Genomic DNA, 15,356 nt, shown 5'->3' with positions numbered 1-15,356 from the left:
GCATGGGCGGCTTATAAGCGCCCCCATGTATAACCGGATGGCCATCATTATTCGAATTATATCCCCGGCGCTCTGACCCTCTGAGACGCCGGGCAAAGGTGTTTGAGACTTCGCACCGACCGCTTCGATCCTAGTACGACCAGATCATCCAAAGGACGCCCCCAATGTGCGCCGACACGATCCAGACACCTGACTACAAAGACACGCTGAACCTGCCCAAGACCGAATTCCCTATGCGCGCCGGATTGCCCAAGCGCGAACCTGCATGGCTGGAGCGTTGGGAAAAGATTGGCGTATATGACCGCCTGCGCGAGAAAGAGGGCCGCACGCCCTTTACCCTGCACGATGGCCCACCCTACGCGAACGGCCACCTGCATATCGGCCACGCGCTGAACAAGACCATTAAGGATATGATCGTGCGGTCCCATCAGATGATGGGCTTCGACGCGCGCTATGTGCCCGGTTGGGATTGTCACGGTCTGCCCATCGAGTGGAAGATCGAGGAACAGTACCGCAAGAAGGGCAAGAACAAGGACGAGGTGAACATCGTCGACTTCCGTCAGGAGTGCCGCAAGTTCGCCGAAGGCTGGATCGACATCCAGCGCGAAGAGTTCAAGCGCCTGGGCATCACCGGCAACTGGCCCGATCCCTACATCACCATGGACTACCATGCCGAGGCCGTGATTGCGGATGAGTTCATGAAGTTCTTGATGAACGGTACGCTCTATCAGGGCTCAAAACCCGTTATGTGGTCGCCCATCGAGAAGACCGCGCTGGCCGAGGCCGAGGTCGAGTATCACGACAAGGAAAGCTTCACCATCTGGGTGAAGTTCAAGGTCGTGAATGCGGGCGATTTGGATAACGCATTTGTTGTAATCTGGACCACGACCCCTTGGACCATGCCGTCTAACAAGGCGGTCGTCTATGGCAAGGACATCTCATACGGCCTCTACGAAGTCATCGGCGCGCCCGAGGAATGCTGGGCCGCTGCGGGTGACAAATTCCTGCTGGCTGACAATCTGGCCGCCGACGTGCTGGGCCGTGCGCGTCTGAATGACGACCAGTGGACGCGTGTCCGCGATGTGACCGGTGATGAGCTGGCAGGTGTGCAACTGACACACCCGCTGGCCGGGGCCGAAGGCGGCAATGGCGAATGGGATGACATCCGCGACTTCCGCGCCGCTGAGTTCGTGACCGATACCGAAGGCACCGGCTTTGTCCACTGTGCGCCGTCGCACGGGATGGAGGAATTCGAACTCTATCGCGATCTGGGCATGCTTGAGCAGGTCATTACTTACAATGTGATGGACGACGGCTCGTTCCGCGCCGATCTGCCGTTCTTTGGTGGCAAATACATCCTGTCCCGCAAGGGTGGCGAGGGTGACGCGAACAAAGCTGTCATCGACAAGCTGGTCGAAGTCGGAGGGCTACTGGCGCGTGGCAAGATCAAGCACAGCTATCCGCATTCGTGGCGCTCGAAGGCTCCGATCATCTATCGGAACACGCCACAGTGGTTTGCATCCGTTGACCGCAAGCTGGACGATGGCATGGGTGAGATGGGCGACACCATCCGCGAACGCGCCCTGCGATCGATTGATGAACTGGTGAAATGGACGCCGCAGACCGGTCGTAACCGCCTGTATTCCATGATCGAAGCGCGCCCGGACTGGGTTCTGTCGCGCCAGCGCGCCTGGGGTGTGCCGCTGACCTGCTTTACCAAGAAAGGCGCTCTGCCCACCGACGCGGATTACCTGCTGCGCAACGAAGACCTCAACGCGCGCATCAAGGCGGCGTTTGAGAAGGACGGCGCGGATATCTGGTACACTGAAGGCTTCAAAGAGCAGGTGCTGGACGGCATCGCCAACCCTGAGGACTACGATCAGGTGTTCGACGTGCTGGACGTTTGGTTCGACTCGGGCTCAACCCATGCTTTCGTTCTGCGTGACCGTGAGGATGGCACCGATGACGGCATTGCGGACGTCTACATGGAAGGCACCGACCAGCACCGAGGTTGGTTCCATTCGTCGATGCTGCAGGCCTGCGGGACCAAAGGCCGTGCGCCCTACCGCAACGTGGTAACCCATGGCTTCACGCTGGATGCCAAGGGCAACAAGATGTCCAAATCGCTGGGCAACACCATCGTGCCGGAAGAGGTCGTCAAGCAATACGGCGCCGATATCCTGCGCCTCTGGGTGGCTCAAACCGACTATACCGCCGACCAGCGGATTGGGCCGGAAATCCTGAAGGGCACCGCCGACAGCTATCGCCGTCTGCGTAACACCATGCGTTTCATGCTGGGATCATTGGCCGACTTCAACGAGGCCGACCGCGTGTCGCCCGAGGATATGCCGCGTCTGGAGCGTTGGGTCCTCAGCCGCCTGGCCGATCTAGATAACCAAGTCCGCAAGGGCTATGCAGAGTTCGACTTTCAGGGCGTGTTCAGCGCGGTCTTCACCTTTGCCACGGTTGATTTGTCGTCCTTCTACTTCGACGTTCGCAAGGACGCGCTGTATTGCGACGGTGACAGCCTGCGTCGCCGCGCGGCGCGCACCGTGTTGGATATCCTGTTCCACCGCCTGACCACATGGCTGGCGCCGGTTCTGGTGTTCACCATGGAAGAGGTCTGGTTGGAGCGGTTCCCCGGCGACGACAGTTCGGTTCATCTGGTGGATTTCCCGGAAACACCGGCTGATTGGCGTGATGCCGGGTTGGAAGAGGCTGTTGCCAAGGTCCGCCGTGTTCGCCGCGCCGTGACCGCTGCGCTGGAGGTTCAGCGTCAGGACAAAGTGATTGGGTCTAGCCTCGAGGCTGCTCCGATCGTGCATGTCGAAGATCAGGACACAGTTGCGCTGCTGGCGACTTTTGATGTGGATGATCTTTGCATCACCTCGGGCCTGACAGTCTCCGAGGATCCGGCCCCGGCCGAAGCCTTCCGTGTGCCCGAGATTGAGGGCGTGGGTGTAGTTTTTGAGAAGGCGGAAGGCGACAAATGCCAACGCTGCTGGAAGATTCTGCCCGACGTGGGACGGCATGGTCATGCGGGCGTTTGTGGGCGTTGTGATGAAGCGCTGAGCCAAAGCAGCTCGTGAGTGTGGTGGGCGGGGTCTTTTGCGAGGCTCTGCCTCGCGCTCCGAGGTATTTTTGAACAGAAGAAGAGGCGGGCGCGGCGCGTTATGGGTTGCGCTTTGCCTGTAAAGGCTGGCAGCCTTCGGTCATGCCGATGATTGCGATACAGACCCGGTTTGGGTGTCTTGGGGTTGAGGAACAGGACGGGGCGATCACGCGTCTTGTCTGGGATGGCGTGAGCGACGGGTCTGAGACGCCATTGTTGCGTGAAGCGGCGGCTCAGTTGACGGCCTATGATGAGGGGCGGCTTGAGCGGTTCGATCTGCCTTATCATATTTCAGGGTCTGAGTTTCAGCGTCAGGTCTGTGATTTGATGTACGCGATCCCGCTTGGTGAAACCCGCACTTATGGGGATATCGCCAGGGAACTGGGTCAGCCGCCTCAGCCGGTGGGGCAGGCATGTGGGGCGAACCCGATCCCTGTCATCATTCCGTGCCATCGTGTTCTTGCGGCCAATGGGTTGGGCGGGTTCTCGGGCGACGGCGGGGTTGAGACCAAAGTGGCCCTGTTGCTGCACGAAAAGGCGGCGGGTCTGTTGATCTGATCGGTGAAAACCTGTTGCATTCCAACGTTTCGAGCCTCACCTTGTTTCAAAAGGAGATTTCGAAGGATCCCACTGAATGACCGACCAAGCAGAACGCGCCGCAGAAAAGAAAGCCATCATTGACCGACTGATGTCGCTGGAGGCGCAGGAACTGGCCACGGCCCAGGCGCATTACGACGCCTTTTTGAAAGATGCCCAACTGGATGACCGAGAAGGGCATGACAAGGATGATATCGCAGCCTCGCGCGAGAATGCGGACCTTGCTGCGGCGTTCGACGCACCGGTACACGCGCATCACGCCAAGATAGACGTGATCGAGAACACCAATTTCGGTATCACTGATACGGTTCAGCCCGGCGCGGTCATCAAGTTCAACAATCGCCGTTTTGTTGTCTGCGTCTCGACCACTCGCTTCGATGTGGACGGCAAGACCTATATGGGTATCTCAACCCAGAGCCCGATTTATCTGGCCATGATTGGCTTGCAGGCGGGCGACGTCTTCACCCATAACGGGACCGAGTTTGAGGTTCAGGACGTTTTGTAATCGGCGCTTTTGCGTTGCGGAATGATCTGCTGCGCAATGCCTGCGAAGACCAGATACAGGCTGGTCACAACCAGCCCCCAATGCGCCCAGCTTTCCGGGTGGAAATCTACCCAGGCTGCCCAACCGGCAAAGAAGGTCCAGGCCAGTGCCATGGGCAGGGTCACGCTGCGCCAGCGCTCGGTGCGAACGGGGTGGACGAATTTCAGAGGCAGGAACATGGCGACGGCCAGAAGGGTTACCAAAACGAGGCTGACCCAGAAGTTTGGCTCGAGCGCGAAGATCACGATGACAAACATGTTCCAGCATCCGGGAAAGCCGGAGAACGAGTTGTCTTTGGTCTTCATCCGCGTGTCGGCAAAGTACATGGCGCTGGCGAATGTGATGACGATGATCGCAAACCATCCTGTCCAGCCATCCATCAAGCCGGATTTGAACAGTGCATAGGCCGGTATGAACACATAGGTCAGGTAGTCGATGATGAGATCCAACAGGACACCATCAAACTCGGGCGCATTTTTCTTGACGTGATAATGGCGGGCCAAGGGGCCGTCGATGCCGTCGACGATGAAGGACACCACAAGCCACAGATACATCAGGCTCCATTCTTCATCCACGGCCGCCAGCATGGCGAGCATTGCGAAAACGGCTCCGGTTGCGGTGAAAAGATGAACGGCAAGCGCTTTGAATCTAAGTGTCATGCCCGTGTCATGAAGGATGTGAGGGGCAGATGCAAAGCAAAAAGACAGTTTGGTTGCAAGGACATTGAGGATGCCGTGCTTTTGGACCTCAGGCCTTTGGATGGGCGCGGTTATAGACCTCCATCAGGCGGGCGGTGTCGACGGCCGTATAGGTCTGGGTAGTGGATAGCGAGGCGTGGCCCAGAAGCTCTTGAATAGCGCGCAGATCCCCACCCGCTGAGAGCAGATGCGTGGCAAAACTATGCCGCATGGCATGGGGCGTTGCGGTCGCGGGCAGGCCGAGCTGCATGCGGGCCTTAGACATGACCTCTTGGATCGCGCGGGGATTGAGCGCTCCACCCCGGACACCGCGAAACAGGGCAAGGTTGTCTGATTTCAGGTGCGGGCAGAGTTGGAGATAGTGGTCCACCGCTTCGCGGGCGGCAGGAAGGACAGGGACGATCCTTTCTTTGTCGCCTTTGCCTGTAATGCGCAGGGTTGCCGGCAGGGGGGCATCTGCACCGGTCAGAGACAGCGCCTCGGAAATGCGCAATCCGCAGCCGTACAGCAGCGTGACAACAGCCACATCACGGGCTGAGATCCAGTCATTGCTGGATTGCAACTCGACCGTTTCGATCATGGCGCGGGCTGCGTCCTCGGCCAGAGGGCGCGGGAGTTTTTTGGTGAATTTTGGCGCGCGGGTCGAAAGGACGGCAGTGGGTTCGAAGCCTTCACGCTCGGCCAGCCAGCGGTAGAAGCTTTTGACGGCTGACAGTTTTCGCGCCAGAGAGCGCGCGCCCACACCGCTTTGGCGCTGATCGGCCATCCATGCGCGCATGTCCGAGACGGTGATGCGTTCGAGCGCGGCGATGCCCTGACGGTCTCCGTGGTAGAGGGTCATGAAGGAGAGGAAATCGGTGACGTCCCCGCGATATGCGGTTTGGGTGTTCTGAGACCGTCCCGCCAGTGCGCCCAGGCTCTCCAACCAGTGTTGGAGGGCGTCTCGGCAAGCTGGCGAGATCAGGCTCACGACAGCCAGTGGCGCATTGAGCGTTCGAACACGCCAGCAAAAAACGACAACAGATCGGTGCCAAGTTGCGGCGTGAAGTGCCTCGGGTCCGAGGCCCCCATGACAATCAGACCGGGCAGGCGACCGGATCCGAGATCTAGCTTCAGGCAAGCTTCGGACCTGAGTTGAGCGGCAAGAGTGCCAAATACCCGTTGGTTGGGCTTCTGAATTTCGCGCAAGATTACGTCGCGCGCGGGACCGCCGCGATCATAGGTTAGGTATTGGTCGACAAAACCCGGTTCGACGACGGTCAGCGTGCCGCCCAGTTTGTCGATGGCGGGATCGTCCATAAGGGCGGTGGTTTCCAAAACCAGTGTGATGCGTTGGACCCGCAGGATTTCGGCAACATCCTCGCCAAGCACGCGCAGGAAGTTTTCGAACTCAACCGGTTCTAGAAGACGCAGAATGGCGCGGTGGACTTGGTTGGTCCCGGCCAGGTTTTCGTAGGCTGCGGCGATGACGGACCGGTGCGTGTCTTCCAAACGGTCCAGTCTGGCTTCGAGCCGTTGCATGGCGATGCCGCGCAGGTCGATGACGTTGTCGCCTCGGGCCTGTTCATTGGCGTCTACCAGTGCCTGCATCAGATCTTTATCATCCAGCAAAGCATCAGGCTTGGCCAGAATTGCGGCTCGGAGGTTGTCCTCGAGTTTTGGGTTGCTGCTCATATCCCGTCCGGTCGTTTTTTTGTTTTGGCGGTTTATAGCACGCCCAACCGGACTTGCCTTGGAAAAAATGCACGCATGAGTGGATTTCATTTTGCGCTGTGTCCGAAGCGCTCCCGCCTGTTTGGCGCCGATCAGAGATCAGCCCCGCACAGTTGGGCCGGGCGCGACGCCTGACGGCATCGCGCGGGCGTGCATTGGATCAGAGGATTTTCTGACCGGTCTTGGCCCAGTCGGCCAGGAAGGTTTCTAGGCCTTTGTCCGTCAACGGGTGGTCAGCCAGCTTCTTGATCACGCCCGGAGGGGCGGTGATCACGTCGGCACCAATGCGCGCGCTGTCGGTCACGTGGTTCACGGTACGGATCGAGGCGGCGAGGATTTCGGTCTCAAACCCGTAGTTGTCATAGACCTGACGGATATCGGCGATCAGATCCATGCCGTCGAGGTTGATGTCGTCCAAACGGCCAATGAAGGGCGAGATGAAGGTCGCGCCTGCCTTGGCGGCCAGAAGGGCCTGATTGGTTGAGAAACACAGCGTCACATTGACCATCTGGCCTTCGTCGCTAAGGGTTTTGCAGGTTTTCAGGCCGGCCCATGTCAGCGGTACTTTGACCGCAATGTTCGGCGCGATCTTGGCCAACTTGCGGCCTTCGGCGATCATGTCATCGGCCTCGGTGGCGACAACTTCGGCGGAGACGGGGCCGTCGACCAGATCACAGATCTCTTTAGTGACTTCCAGAATGTCGCGGCCTGATTTCAGGATCAGCGAAGGGTTGGTGGTGACGCCGTCCACCATGCCCAAGTCGTTCAGTTCGGCAATGGCGTCGATCTCGGCGGTGTCTACGAAGAATTTCATGCGGGCAGTCCTTTGATGGGTTGGCCTTGGTCGCGGATGGCTTTACCTCAAAGAGACCCCTGCTGGAACCCCCTGCATAGGATATGCTGTGAGCGCTAACGGATTTTTCGACGAAGGAGAGCTGGTTGCAGTGCTGACAACCCAGCCGCTGGACCGGACGTTGGACTACAAAGCGCCCGAGGGCGGGTGCTTTCTGGGTGCGTTTGTCGAGGTGCCATTGGGGCCGCGCAAGGTGCTGGGCGTGGTCTGGGGGCCGGGGCAGGGCGGGTTCGATTTGACCAAAGCACGGTCCGTGATCCGGGTGCTTGAAGTTGCGCCCATGCGCGAAGAGATGCGGGTGTTTCTGGGAAAGGTGGCGGACTACACGCTGACACCGATGCCTGCGATGCTTCGTCTTGCGACCCGCGCGCCGGGCTTGGGGGATCCGCCCTCGATGCGCAAAGTCTACCGGTTGGGTACGTCTGAACCGGATCGGATGACCGATGCCCGCACCCGGGTGCTCGAGGTGTTGAAAGAATATGGCGGGCTGGCCTTCACCTTAAAGGAATTGGCCGAGCAGGCCGGGGTAACCACCTCTGTCGTCAAAGGGTTGGTCAAACTGGCCGCTGTTCGGGAAGAGGACAGTCCACGCGATCTACCCTATCCTCATCTCGATCCCGAGTTGCCCGGCAAATACCTGACCGAGGATCAGGCGGCAGCCGTGGCGCGACTGCAGGCTGGCCAGCGGACCGGCACCTACGGCACAACGCTGCTGAAAGGTGTGACCGGTTCGGGCAAGACCGAGGTCTACCTGGAGGCCGTCGCCGAAGCGCTGCGCATGGGACGCCAAGCGCTGGTTCTGCTGCCCGAGATTGCGCTGACGGCCGAATTCCTGACCCGCGTCGAGGCCCGGTTTGGTGCCCGCCCAGCCGAGTGGCACTCAGGGGCTACGATGACCGAGCGTCGCCGGGTTTGGCGGATGGTCGGGCAGGGTGATGCGCAACTGGTGGTGGGCGCGCGCTCGGCCCTGTTCCTGCCATTCCGTGATTTGGGCTTGGTTGTGGTCGATGAGGAACACGACACCTCATATAAACAGGAAGACGGCGTGCACTATAGCGCGCGAGACATGGCGGTTCTGCGCTCGGCCATTTGCGGCGGGCGAGTGATTCTGGCTAGCGCGACGCCCTCGTTGGAAAGCTGGGCCAATGCCGAGGCGGGCAAGTATGAGCGGCTGGATCTGACCTCACGCTTCGGGGCGGCGGTGCTGCCCGAGATGAAACCGATCGACATGCGCGCCGAGCAGATGCAGCCAGGGACGTGGATTTCCCCGTCCTTGCGGCAGGCGGTGCAGCAACGGATCGAAAAGGGTGAACAATCACTACTGTTCATCAACCGCCGGGGCTATGCACCGGTTACTTTGTGCCGAGCCTGTGGGGAGCAGATCGCCTGCGATCACTGCGACGCGCGGATGGTGGAGCACCGGTTCCTCAAGCGCCTGATGTGCCATCAATGCGGCGAGACCAAGCCGATGCCCGAGGCATGCCCCTCTTGCGGGGTCGAAGGGAAACTGGCCCCGGTCGGGCCGGGGATCGAACGGCTGGCGGAAGAGGCCGAGGCGACCTTCCCCGAGGCCAAGATCGCGATGCTCAGCTCCGACCTGTTCGGCTCGGCCCGTGCGCTGAAGGCCAAGATTGAAGAGATCGCCGAAGGGGATGCAGATATCGTCATCGGCACGCAACTGGTGGCCAAGGGGCATAATTTTCCCAAACTGACGCTGGTGGGGGTGATTGATGCCGATCTCAGCCTGCATGGAGCGGATTTGCGCGCGGCAGAGCGGACGTTTCAATTGATGCGGCAGGTGGCCGGACGTGCGGGGCGCGCAGACAAGCCGGGGCAGGCGCTGTTGCAAACGTTTCAGCCCGAGCATCCGGTCATCCGCGCCATTCTGTCGGGTGATGAGGAAGGCTTCTGGAAAGCCGAAGCAGCCGGTCGCCAAGCCGCTGGTGTGCCGCCCTACGGGCGCATGGCGGGGATCGTGCTGTCTGGCCCCGAGGTCGCTCCGGTCTTTGATATCGGCAACGCGATGGCGCGTAATGATGCGCCGTTGCGCGAGATTGGCGCTCAGGTCTTTGGTCCGGCCCCTGCGCCGATTGCCCGCATCCGGGGCAGGCATCGAGTACGCCTTTTGGTCAAGGCCCCCAAGGGTGCGCCCATTCAGGACGCCATCGCCCGCTGGATCGCGCCTCTGCGCCTGAAAGGGGATATCCGCCTGACCGTCGATATCGACCCGCAGAACTTCTACTAACCTCTGCATAGGCGCAGAGCGGATGTGCGCCGGGATCTCTCCTCTCGCCAAAGCGCAAAAATCGGCGTAGAGGGAGTCGCATGTTGAAACCAATGCCACTTTCCGAGGCGCAAAGCCTGCCGTTTTGGCGGCGCCCGATCACGCTGCTGTTCATGATGGCGCTGACTATGCCCATTGCGTTCAATGGGTGGAGCGCGCTTTTGAACAACTTTGTCATCGAAGTGGCGAATTTCGATGGCGCAGATATTGGCTTGTTGCACACTGTGCGGGAAATACCGGGTTTTCTGGCCGTCGGTGTGATCGCTGTGATCATCTTTGTGCGGGAGCAGGTGCTGGCCATGATCTCGCTGATGATGCTGGGCGTGGCGACGGCGGTGACTGCATGGTTCCCAAGCCTTGGTGGGCTGCTATTCGTAACGCTCTTTAGCTCGATCGGCTTTCACTACTACGAGACGGTCAACCAGTCGCTGCAGTTGCAATGGCTTCCAAAGGACCGCGCGCCGCAGATTCTGGGATGGCTTGTGGCGATGGGCTCGGCTGCGACGGCAGTGGTCTATGGGCTGATCGTCCTGACATGGGATCGGTTCGACCTGTCCTACAACTTCGTCTTCATGATGGCGGGCGGTGCGACGGCGCTTTTGGCTCTGTTTTGCCTGCTGGCCTATCCGCAATTCGACGCGCCGACGCCGCAGACCAAAAAGCTGATCCTGCGCAAACGCTACTGGCTGTATTACGCGCTCCAATTCATGGCGGGCGCGCGCCGTCAGATCTTTGTGGTGTTTGCTGGCTTCATGATGGTCGAGAAATTCGGGTTCGAGGTGCACGAACTCACCAGCCTGTATCTGATCAACCTCGTGATCAATATGGCCGCGGCTCCGATGCTGGGCAAAGCGGTTTCCAAATTTGGTGAACGTCGGACGCTGATCTTCGAATATGCCGGGCTGGCCATCGTTTTCGCAGCCTATGGTGGCATCTACTGGTTTGGGTGGGGCGTGGTTTTAGCCGCGACACTCTATGTGATCGACCATGTACTGTTCGCGCTGGCTTTGGCCCTGAAGACCTATTTCCAGAAAATCGCCGATCCCGCCGATATCGCACCGACGGCCGCCGTGGCGTTTACCATCAACCATATCGCGGCCGTGTTCCTGCCTGCGCTGCTTGGGTTGCTTTGGGTGGCCTCACCGGGTGCAGTGTTTGCACTGGCGGCGGCGATGGCAATGATCTCGCTCGCCCTGTCTCTGCTGATCCCGCGCCATCCTGAACGGGGCAATGAGACGATCCTGACCAAGTACGCGCCGGCCCCCGCCGAATAGGCGCAAGAGCTTGACCTTGGCGGGCCCACGCCCTAGGCGCTGTCGTGACCCAGACAGGAGGCCCCCATGCCCACATTCACCGCTCTTACCACGCTGACCGGCAAAAAACCCGCCGAAGGTCTTGGCGAAGCGATGGAGCGTCTGGATCCCGAACCCACTGGCGTTGGCGTTTTTGAGGTCGAAGATGGCTCAGGCCTGTGGGAGGTTGGCGGGTATTTCACCGAAGCCCCTGATGAGACGGCGCTGGCCGTGCTGGCTGCGGCGTTTGAGGCCAAGCCCTTTGTGGTGTCTGAACTGCCCGAAACCGACTGGGTCGCCCATGTGCGCCGCGAACTGGCCCCGGTCGAAGCGGGTCGGTTCTTTGTCTATGGCAGCCACGATGCCGACAAACTGCCCGAAGACCGCATCCCCCTGTTGATCGAGGCCGCGATGGCCTTTGGTACCGGCCACCACGGAACCACTCTGGGCTGTCTGAAGGCGCTGGATCAGTTACTGGACGAAGGGTTCTCGGCCAGCAAAGTCGCCGATATCGGGTGTGGGACTGCCGTGCTGGCCATGGCGGCTGCGCGTGTCTGGGAAGGCGACATCATCGCCAGTGATATTGATCAAGTTGCCGTTGATGTGGCCGAAGCGAACCTGAAGGCCAATGGCATGTCCGGTCAGGTTCACTGTGTCGAGGCCGCTGGCTTCGATCACCCGGACCTGAACGCGCACGCGCCCTATGACTTGATTTTCGCCAACATCCTGAAGGGTCCGCTGGTCGCTCTGTCGCCGGAAATCTCGGCGAATCTGCGGGCTGATGGCTTTGCGATCCTGTCGGGAATCCTGAACGAACAGGCCGATGATGTTGTGAATGTTTATTCCCAGAATGGCTTCAATCTGCATCATCGAGGTGAGATTGGTGAATGGACGACGCTAATCTTAAGTAAACAGGGCTAAATCGGGGCCATTTACAGGAGTTTTCTAGAGTCGCGCCACGTTTTTGTCGCAATCTATGCTTACCCTTTTTTAATCATTTTGATGGGGGGCGGTTTTGTGGAGGCTGCCATGGCGGGAAAACAACTGGAATTTGATCAGCGCGTTCAGCGTCTGAACAAGAAGCACTCGAAACTCAGCAAAGGCTATCGCGCAACGATGCGCAAAGATGGTCTGGTGGTGATGAAGCCGCAAAGGGTCCGCTCAGCGGTTCCGGCTAAAGTATTGGTGTTTACAATTCTTGCGGTTTTCGGCTTCAAGGCGTTTCTTTTGTCCAGCCTCGGTCCCTCAGGATATCAATACCGCATCGACAGCTTGAAAGAAGGCACCCAAGTCGAACAGGCAGGCGCTTGGATCATGCAGATCGACCCGGTTTCACAGTTCCTCTCGGTTCAGCTCAACAAAGTTCTCTATTAAGCACAAGCTGAAACAGAAAACACCGCGGCCTTTCGGCTCGCGGTGTTTCTTTGCGCCCCACAGGGAGGAGAAAGGGCGTATAGCGAGGGGGTCGTCTTACCGGCGGCCTTCGGCGATGACGTCGATGTCGCCGCGGCACAGGCCGATATCATCCAGTTCGCGGTCGCTCAGACCGGTCAGCACGTTGCGTGTTACGCGGGCGTCATTCCAATCGACGGCGGCATGTGCAACCGATGTGAAAAATGCGCCGATACGGCCAACGAGGCCGAATGAGCCAGTGGTGGCGATGCGGGTCGAGTCCAGTGCAGCCATATCCTGTTTCCTTCTGGTTTGTGTGAACATTTGATCTTGCGATCTGAGCGGCATCTAGTGTCGAAGATTTGCCCGCGCAATAGCATTTTTTGCATGTGTCCTATGCAGTTTTTGCAACGCTTGCCAAATCTGTAAGCACCTTAAAAACATGGTTAAATTGGGTTCATATAAGTGTCGATTTCAGACTTTTCGAAGTCGCAAACCGTCCTTTGTGTCGCGCACGGGATGGCGGTGTCGTTTTCAGACTTAGGGTCAATTCGCTTGGAAAATGTTCACGCTTCGTGCTATCCGTTGAAAAAAGATCACAAAACCCGAGCGGGCTGAGGCGAAGCATGCGAATTCTGGGCATTGATCCGGGGCTTAGGACCCTGGGATGGGGCGTCATCGAATCAAATGGCAGCCGGTTGAGCCACGTTTCGAACGGTTTGTGCAAATCTGACGGGGATGATCTGGGCGAGCGGCTGCTGTCTCTGCACAATCAGATTGTCGAGGTCATCGCCGAATACAGGCCCGACCAAGCTGCGATCGAGCAGACTTTCGTGAACAAGGATGGTGCCGGGACGCTCAAACTGGGTCAGGCGCGAGGTGTTGCATTGCTGACGCTGGCGCAGGCCGGGCTGCCGGTGGGGGAATATGCTCCGAACCGGGTCAAAAAAACCGTCGTTGGCGTTGGGCATGCCGAGAAAGAGCAGGTCCTGCACATGGTCAAGCTGCAGCTGCCAGGGTGTTTGCCCAAGGGTGCGGACGCGGCGGATGCATTGGCGATCGCGATCTGTCATGCGTATTACGGCAAGACACAGCAGCCGCGTGTGAAAGAGGTGAGGGCATGATCGGTAAACTGACAGGGCGTCTAGATTATCGCGCCGCAGATCACATCCTGATCGACGTGCGGGGCGTGGGTTATATCGTCTATTGCTCGGACAGGACCATGGCTGCGTTGCCAGGCGTGGGTGAGGCTGTCTCGATCTATACTGACATGGTCGTGCGTGAAGATCTGATGCAGCTTTATGGTTTTCTCTCCCTGATCGAGAAGGAATGGCATCGACTGCTGTGTTCGGTTCAGGGCGTCGGGGCCAAGGTCTCGCTGGCTATTCTCAGCGCGTTGGGGTCGGATGGGGTAAGCCGCGCGATTGCTCTGGGCGATTGGGGCGCGGTGAAGGCTGCCAAGGGGGTCGGTCCGAAGACCGCTCAGCGCATCGTGCTGGACCTTAAGGACAAGGCGCCGGGAGTAATGGCGATGGGCGGCACCGTGACCGAGGCGATGGACGGCCCAGCGTTGGAGGTTGTTGAGACCGTCGAGCCGCAATCAGCGCCGAAGCGGACCGCGAAACCGGCCTCGGGATCGGCGGCGGCCTCTGCGGGGGCGTTGTCGGCTTTGTCGAATTTGGGATATGGCCCATCCGAGGCGGCCTCAGCCGTGGCGGAGGCGGCGGCCAATCTGCCCGACGCGGGTGAGGCTGAATTGATCCGCGCGGCGCTCAAGCTGCTGGCTCCGAAAGGGTGATTGAATGGTAGATGCCAATCCCACGCTGCGGCCTGACCCTCTGCCCGAGGACAATGACCGCGCCCTTCGTCCGCAAGGGCTGGATGAGTTCATTGGTCAGGCCGAGGCGCGTGCAAACCTGCGCATCTTCATCCAATCCGCCAAGCAGCGCGGCGAGGCGATGGATCATACCCTGTTCCATGGTCCTCCGGGTTTGGGGAAAACCACGCTGGCGCAAATCATGGCGCGCGAGTTGGGGGTGAATTTCCGTATGACCTCTGGTCCGGTTCTGGCCAAGGCGGGCGACCTAGCGGCGATCCTGACCAATCTGGAAGCGCGGGATGTGTTGTTTATCGATGAAATCCATCGCTTGAACCCGGCGGTCGAGGAAGTTCTCTATCCCGCGATGGAGGATTTTGAACTCGATCTGGTAATAGGCGAAGGTCCAGCTGCCCGTACCGTTCGGATCGAGTTGCAGCCGTTTACGCTGGTTGGAGCCACCACGCGGATGGGTCTGCTGACCACGCCGCTGCGCGACCGTTTTGGTATCCCGACCCGGTTGCAGTTCTACACGGTCGATGAATTGCACGAGATCGTCACCCGCAACGCCCGCAAGCTGGGCGCGCCATCAGACGACGACGGCGCGCGAGAGATAGCGCGGCGGTCGCGCGGCACGCCCCGGATCGCAGGGCGGCTGCTGCGGCGTGTGGTGGATTTCGCGATCGTCGAAGGCGACGGGCGGATTACGCGTGAATTGGCCGATGGGGCGCTGACCCGATTGGGCGTCGATCATCTCGGGTTGGATGGCGCAGACCGCCGGTATCTGAAACTGGTCGCCGAGAACTATGGCGGTGGTCCGGTTGGGATTGAGACGATGTCGGCGGCCTTGTCGGAAAGCCGAGACTCGCTTGAGGAAGTGATCGAACCATATTTGCTGCAGCAGGGACTGATCCAACGCACGCCGCGCGGGCGGATGTTGGCGCAGAAGGCGTGGACGCATTTGGGCATGGCTGCACCAAAGGGTCAGAGCGATCTGTTTGGTTGAAGGCATCACCCAGAAATTTTAAGTCTTCGGTGAGAGCATTGTTAAAATG

Annotated in this window: 15 protein-coding genes; 10 read left to right on the top strand and 5 right to left on the bottom strand. The window is 59.5% G+C overall.

From position 1 onward, the window contains the following. The first annotated feature begins 164 nt into the window (after positions 1-164). The 3 genes from ileS to ACR0KL_RS07825 all read left to right on the top strand — a co-directional run bounded on the left by ileS (position 165) and on the right by ACR0KL_RS07825 (position 4,214). Positions 165-3,089 carry an isoleucine--tRNA ligase gene (gene ileS, locus ACR0KL_RS07835; RefSeq protein WP_480776845.1) on the top strand — a complete coding sequence of 975 codons (2,925 nt, stop codon included), beginning with the start codon at positions 165-167 and terminating at the stop codon, positions 3,087-3,089. Between the two features lie 125 nt (positions 3,090-3,214). Further along, positions 3,215-3,670 (top strand): methylated-DNA--[protein]-cysteine S-methyltransferase, encoded by a 456-nt coding sequence (locus tag ACR0KL_RS07830; RefSeq protein ID WP_170677011.1) that lies wholly within the window; start codon positions 3,215-3,217, stop codon positions 3,668-3,670. Positions 3,671-3,746: 76 nt separating this feature from the next. Further along, positions 3,747-4,214: a hypothetical protein gene (locus ACR0KL_RS07825; RefSeq protein WP_170377775.1), complete on the top strand. Its 468-nt coding sequence runs from the start codon at positions 3,747-3,749 to the stop codon at positions 4,212-4,214. On the opposite strand, the gene ACR0KL_RS07820 is transcribed toward ACR0KL_RS07825, so the two are convergent. The 4 genes from ACR0KL_RS07820 to fsa form a co-directional block, all read right to left on the bottom strand. Continuing rightward, entirely contained in the window at positions 4,199-4,912 is a 714-nt protein-coding gene (locus ACR0KL_RS07820) for a CDP-alcohol phosphatidyltransferase family protein (protein ID WP_170639292.1), read from the bottom strand. The two genes, ACR0KL_RS07825 and ACR0KL_RS07820, sit on opposite strands and share 16 nt — an antisense overlap. 88 nt (positions 4,913-5,000) lie before the next feature. Beyond that, positions 5,001-5,921, bottom strand: a complete 921-nt coding sequence (locus tag ACR0KL_RS07815) for a tyrosine recombinase XerC (protein ID WP_170677013.1) — start codon at positions 5,919-5,921, stop codon at positions 5,001-5,003. Then, positions 5,918-6,625 carry a DUF484 family protein gene (locus tag ACR0KL_RS07810; protein WP_170677015.1) on the bottom strand — a complete coding sequence of 236 codons (708 nt, stop codon included), beginning with the start codon at positions 6,623-6,625 and terminating at the stop codon, positions 5,918-5,920. Before ACR0KL_RS07810 ends, ACR0KL_RS07815 begins: the two co-directional genes overlap by 4 nt. Before the next feature lie 199 nt (positions 6,626-6,824). Next, complete coding sequence (gene fsa / locus ACR0KL_RS07805) at positions 6,825-7,478, bottom strand: fructose-6-phosphate aldolase (protein WP_170677017.1); 654 nt, start codon at positions 7,476-7,478, stop codon at positions 6,825-6,827. Between the two features lie 88 nt (positions 7,479-7,566). Here fsa and ACR0KL_RS07800 point away from each other — a divergent pair, with 88 nt between their 5' ends. The 4 genes from ACR0KL_RS07800 (at position 7,567) to ACR0KL_RS07785 (ending at position 12,467) form a co-directional block, all read left to right on the top strand. Beyond that, complete coding sequence (locus ACR0KL_RS07800; protein WP_480776844.1) at positions 7,567-9,762, top strand: primosomal protein N'; 2,196 nt, start codon at positions 7,567-7,569, stop codon at positions 9,760-9,762. An 80-nt stretch (positions 9,763-9,842) separates the two neighbouring features. Further along, positions 9,843-11,075: an MFS transporter gene (locus tag ACR0KL_RS07795; RefSeq protein ID WP_170462282.1), complete on the top strand. Its 1,233-nt coding sequence runs from the start codon at positions 9,843-9,845 to the stop codon at positions 11,073-11,075. A 66-nt stretch (positions 11,076-11,141) separates the two neighbouring features. Then, positions 11,142-12,014 carry a 50S ribosomal protein L11 methyltransferase gene (locus ACR0KL_RS07790; protein ID WP_170665744.1) on the top strand — a complete coding sequence of 291 codons (873 nt, stop codon included), beginning with the start codon at positions 11,142-11,144 and terminating at the stop codon, positions 12,012-12,014. Between the two features lie 108 nt (positions 12,015-12,122). Beyond that, positions 12,123-12,467, top strand: a complete 345-nt coding sequence (locus ACR0KL_RS07785) for a hypothetical protein (RefSeq protein ID WP_170677023.1) — start codon at positions 12,123-12,125, stop codon at positions 12,465-12,467. 96 nt (positions 12,468-12,563) lie between these two features. Here the strand turns inward: ACR0KL_RS07785 and ACR0KL_RS07780 are convergent, their stop codons facing one another. After that, a complete protein-coding gene (locus ACR0KL_RS07780; protein ID WP_170472013.1) occupies positions 12,564-12,779 on the bottom strand; it encodes a DUF1127 domain-containing protein in 216 nt (71 codons plus the stop codon). 332 nt (positions 12,780-13,111) lie between these two features. Here ACR0KL_RS07780 and ruvC point away from each other — a divergent pair, with 332 nt between their 5' ends. From ruvC to ruvB, 3 genes are read left to right on the top strand one after another with little or no spacing between them, the layout of a single operon-like run. Further along, positions 13,112-13,609: a crossover junction endodeoxyribonuclease RuvC gene (ruvC, locus tag ACR0KL_RS07775; RefSeq protein WP_170377793.1), complete on the top strand. Its 498-nt coding sequence runs from the start codon at positions 13,112-13,114 to the stop codon at positions 13,607-13,609. Beyond that, entirely contained in the window at positions 13,606-14,283 is a 678-nt protein-coding gene (gene ruvA / locus ACR0KL_RS07770; RefSeq protein ID WP_170677029.1) for a Holliday junction branch migration protein RuvA, read from the top strand. Before ruvC ends, ruvA begins: the two co-directional genes overlap by 4 nt. A 4-nt stretch (positions 14,284-14,287) precedes the next feature. Beyond that, positions 14,288-15,307 carry a Holliday junction branch migration DNA helicase RuvB gene (gene ruvB / locus ACR0KL_RS07765; protein ID WP_170677031.1) on the top strand — a complete coding sequence of 340 codons (1,020 nt, stop codon included), beginning with the start codon at positions 14,288-14,290 and terminating at the stop codon, positions 15,305-15,307. The last annotated feature ends 49 nt before the right edge of the window (positions 15,308-15,356 follow it).

The sequence above is a fragment of the Ruegeria sp. C8 genome, assembly GCF_056537565.1.
Note: the sequence above shows the minus strand (reverse complement) of the source record. Positions and strands in the feature narration are given on the sequence as shown.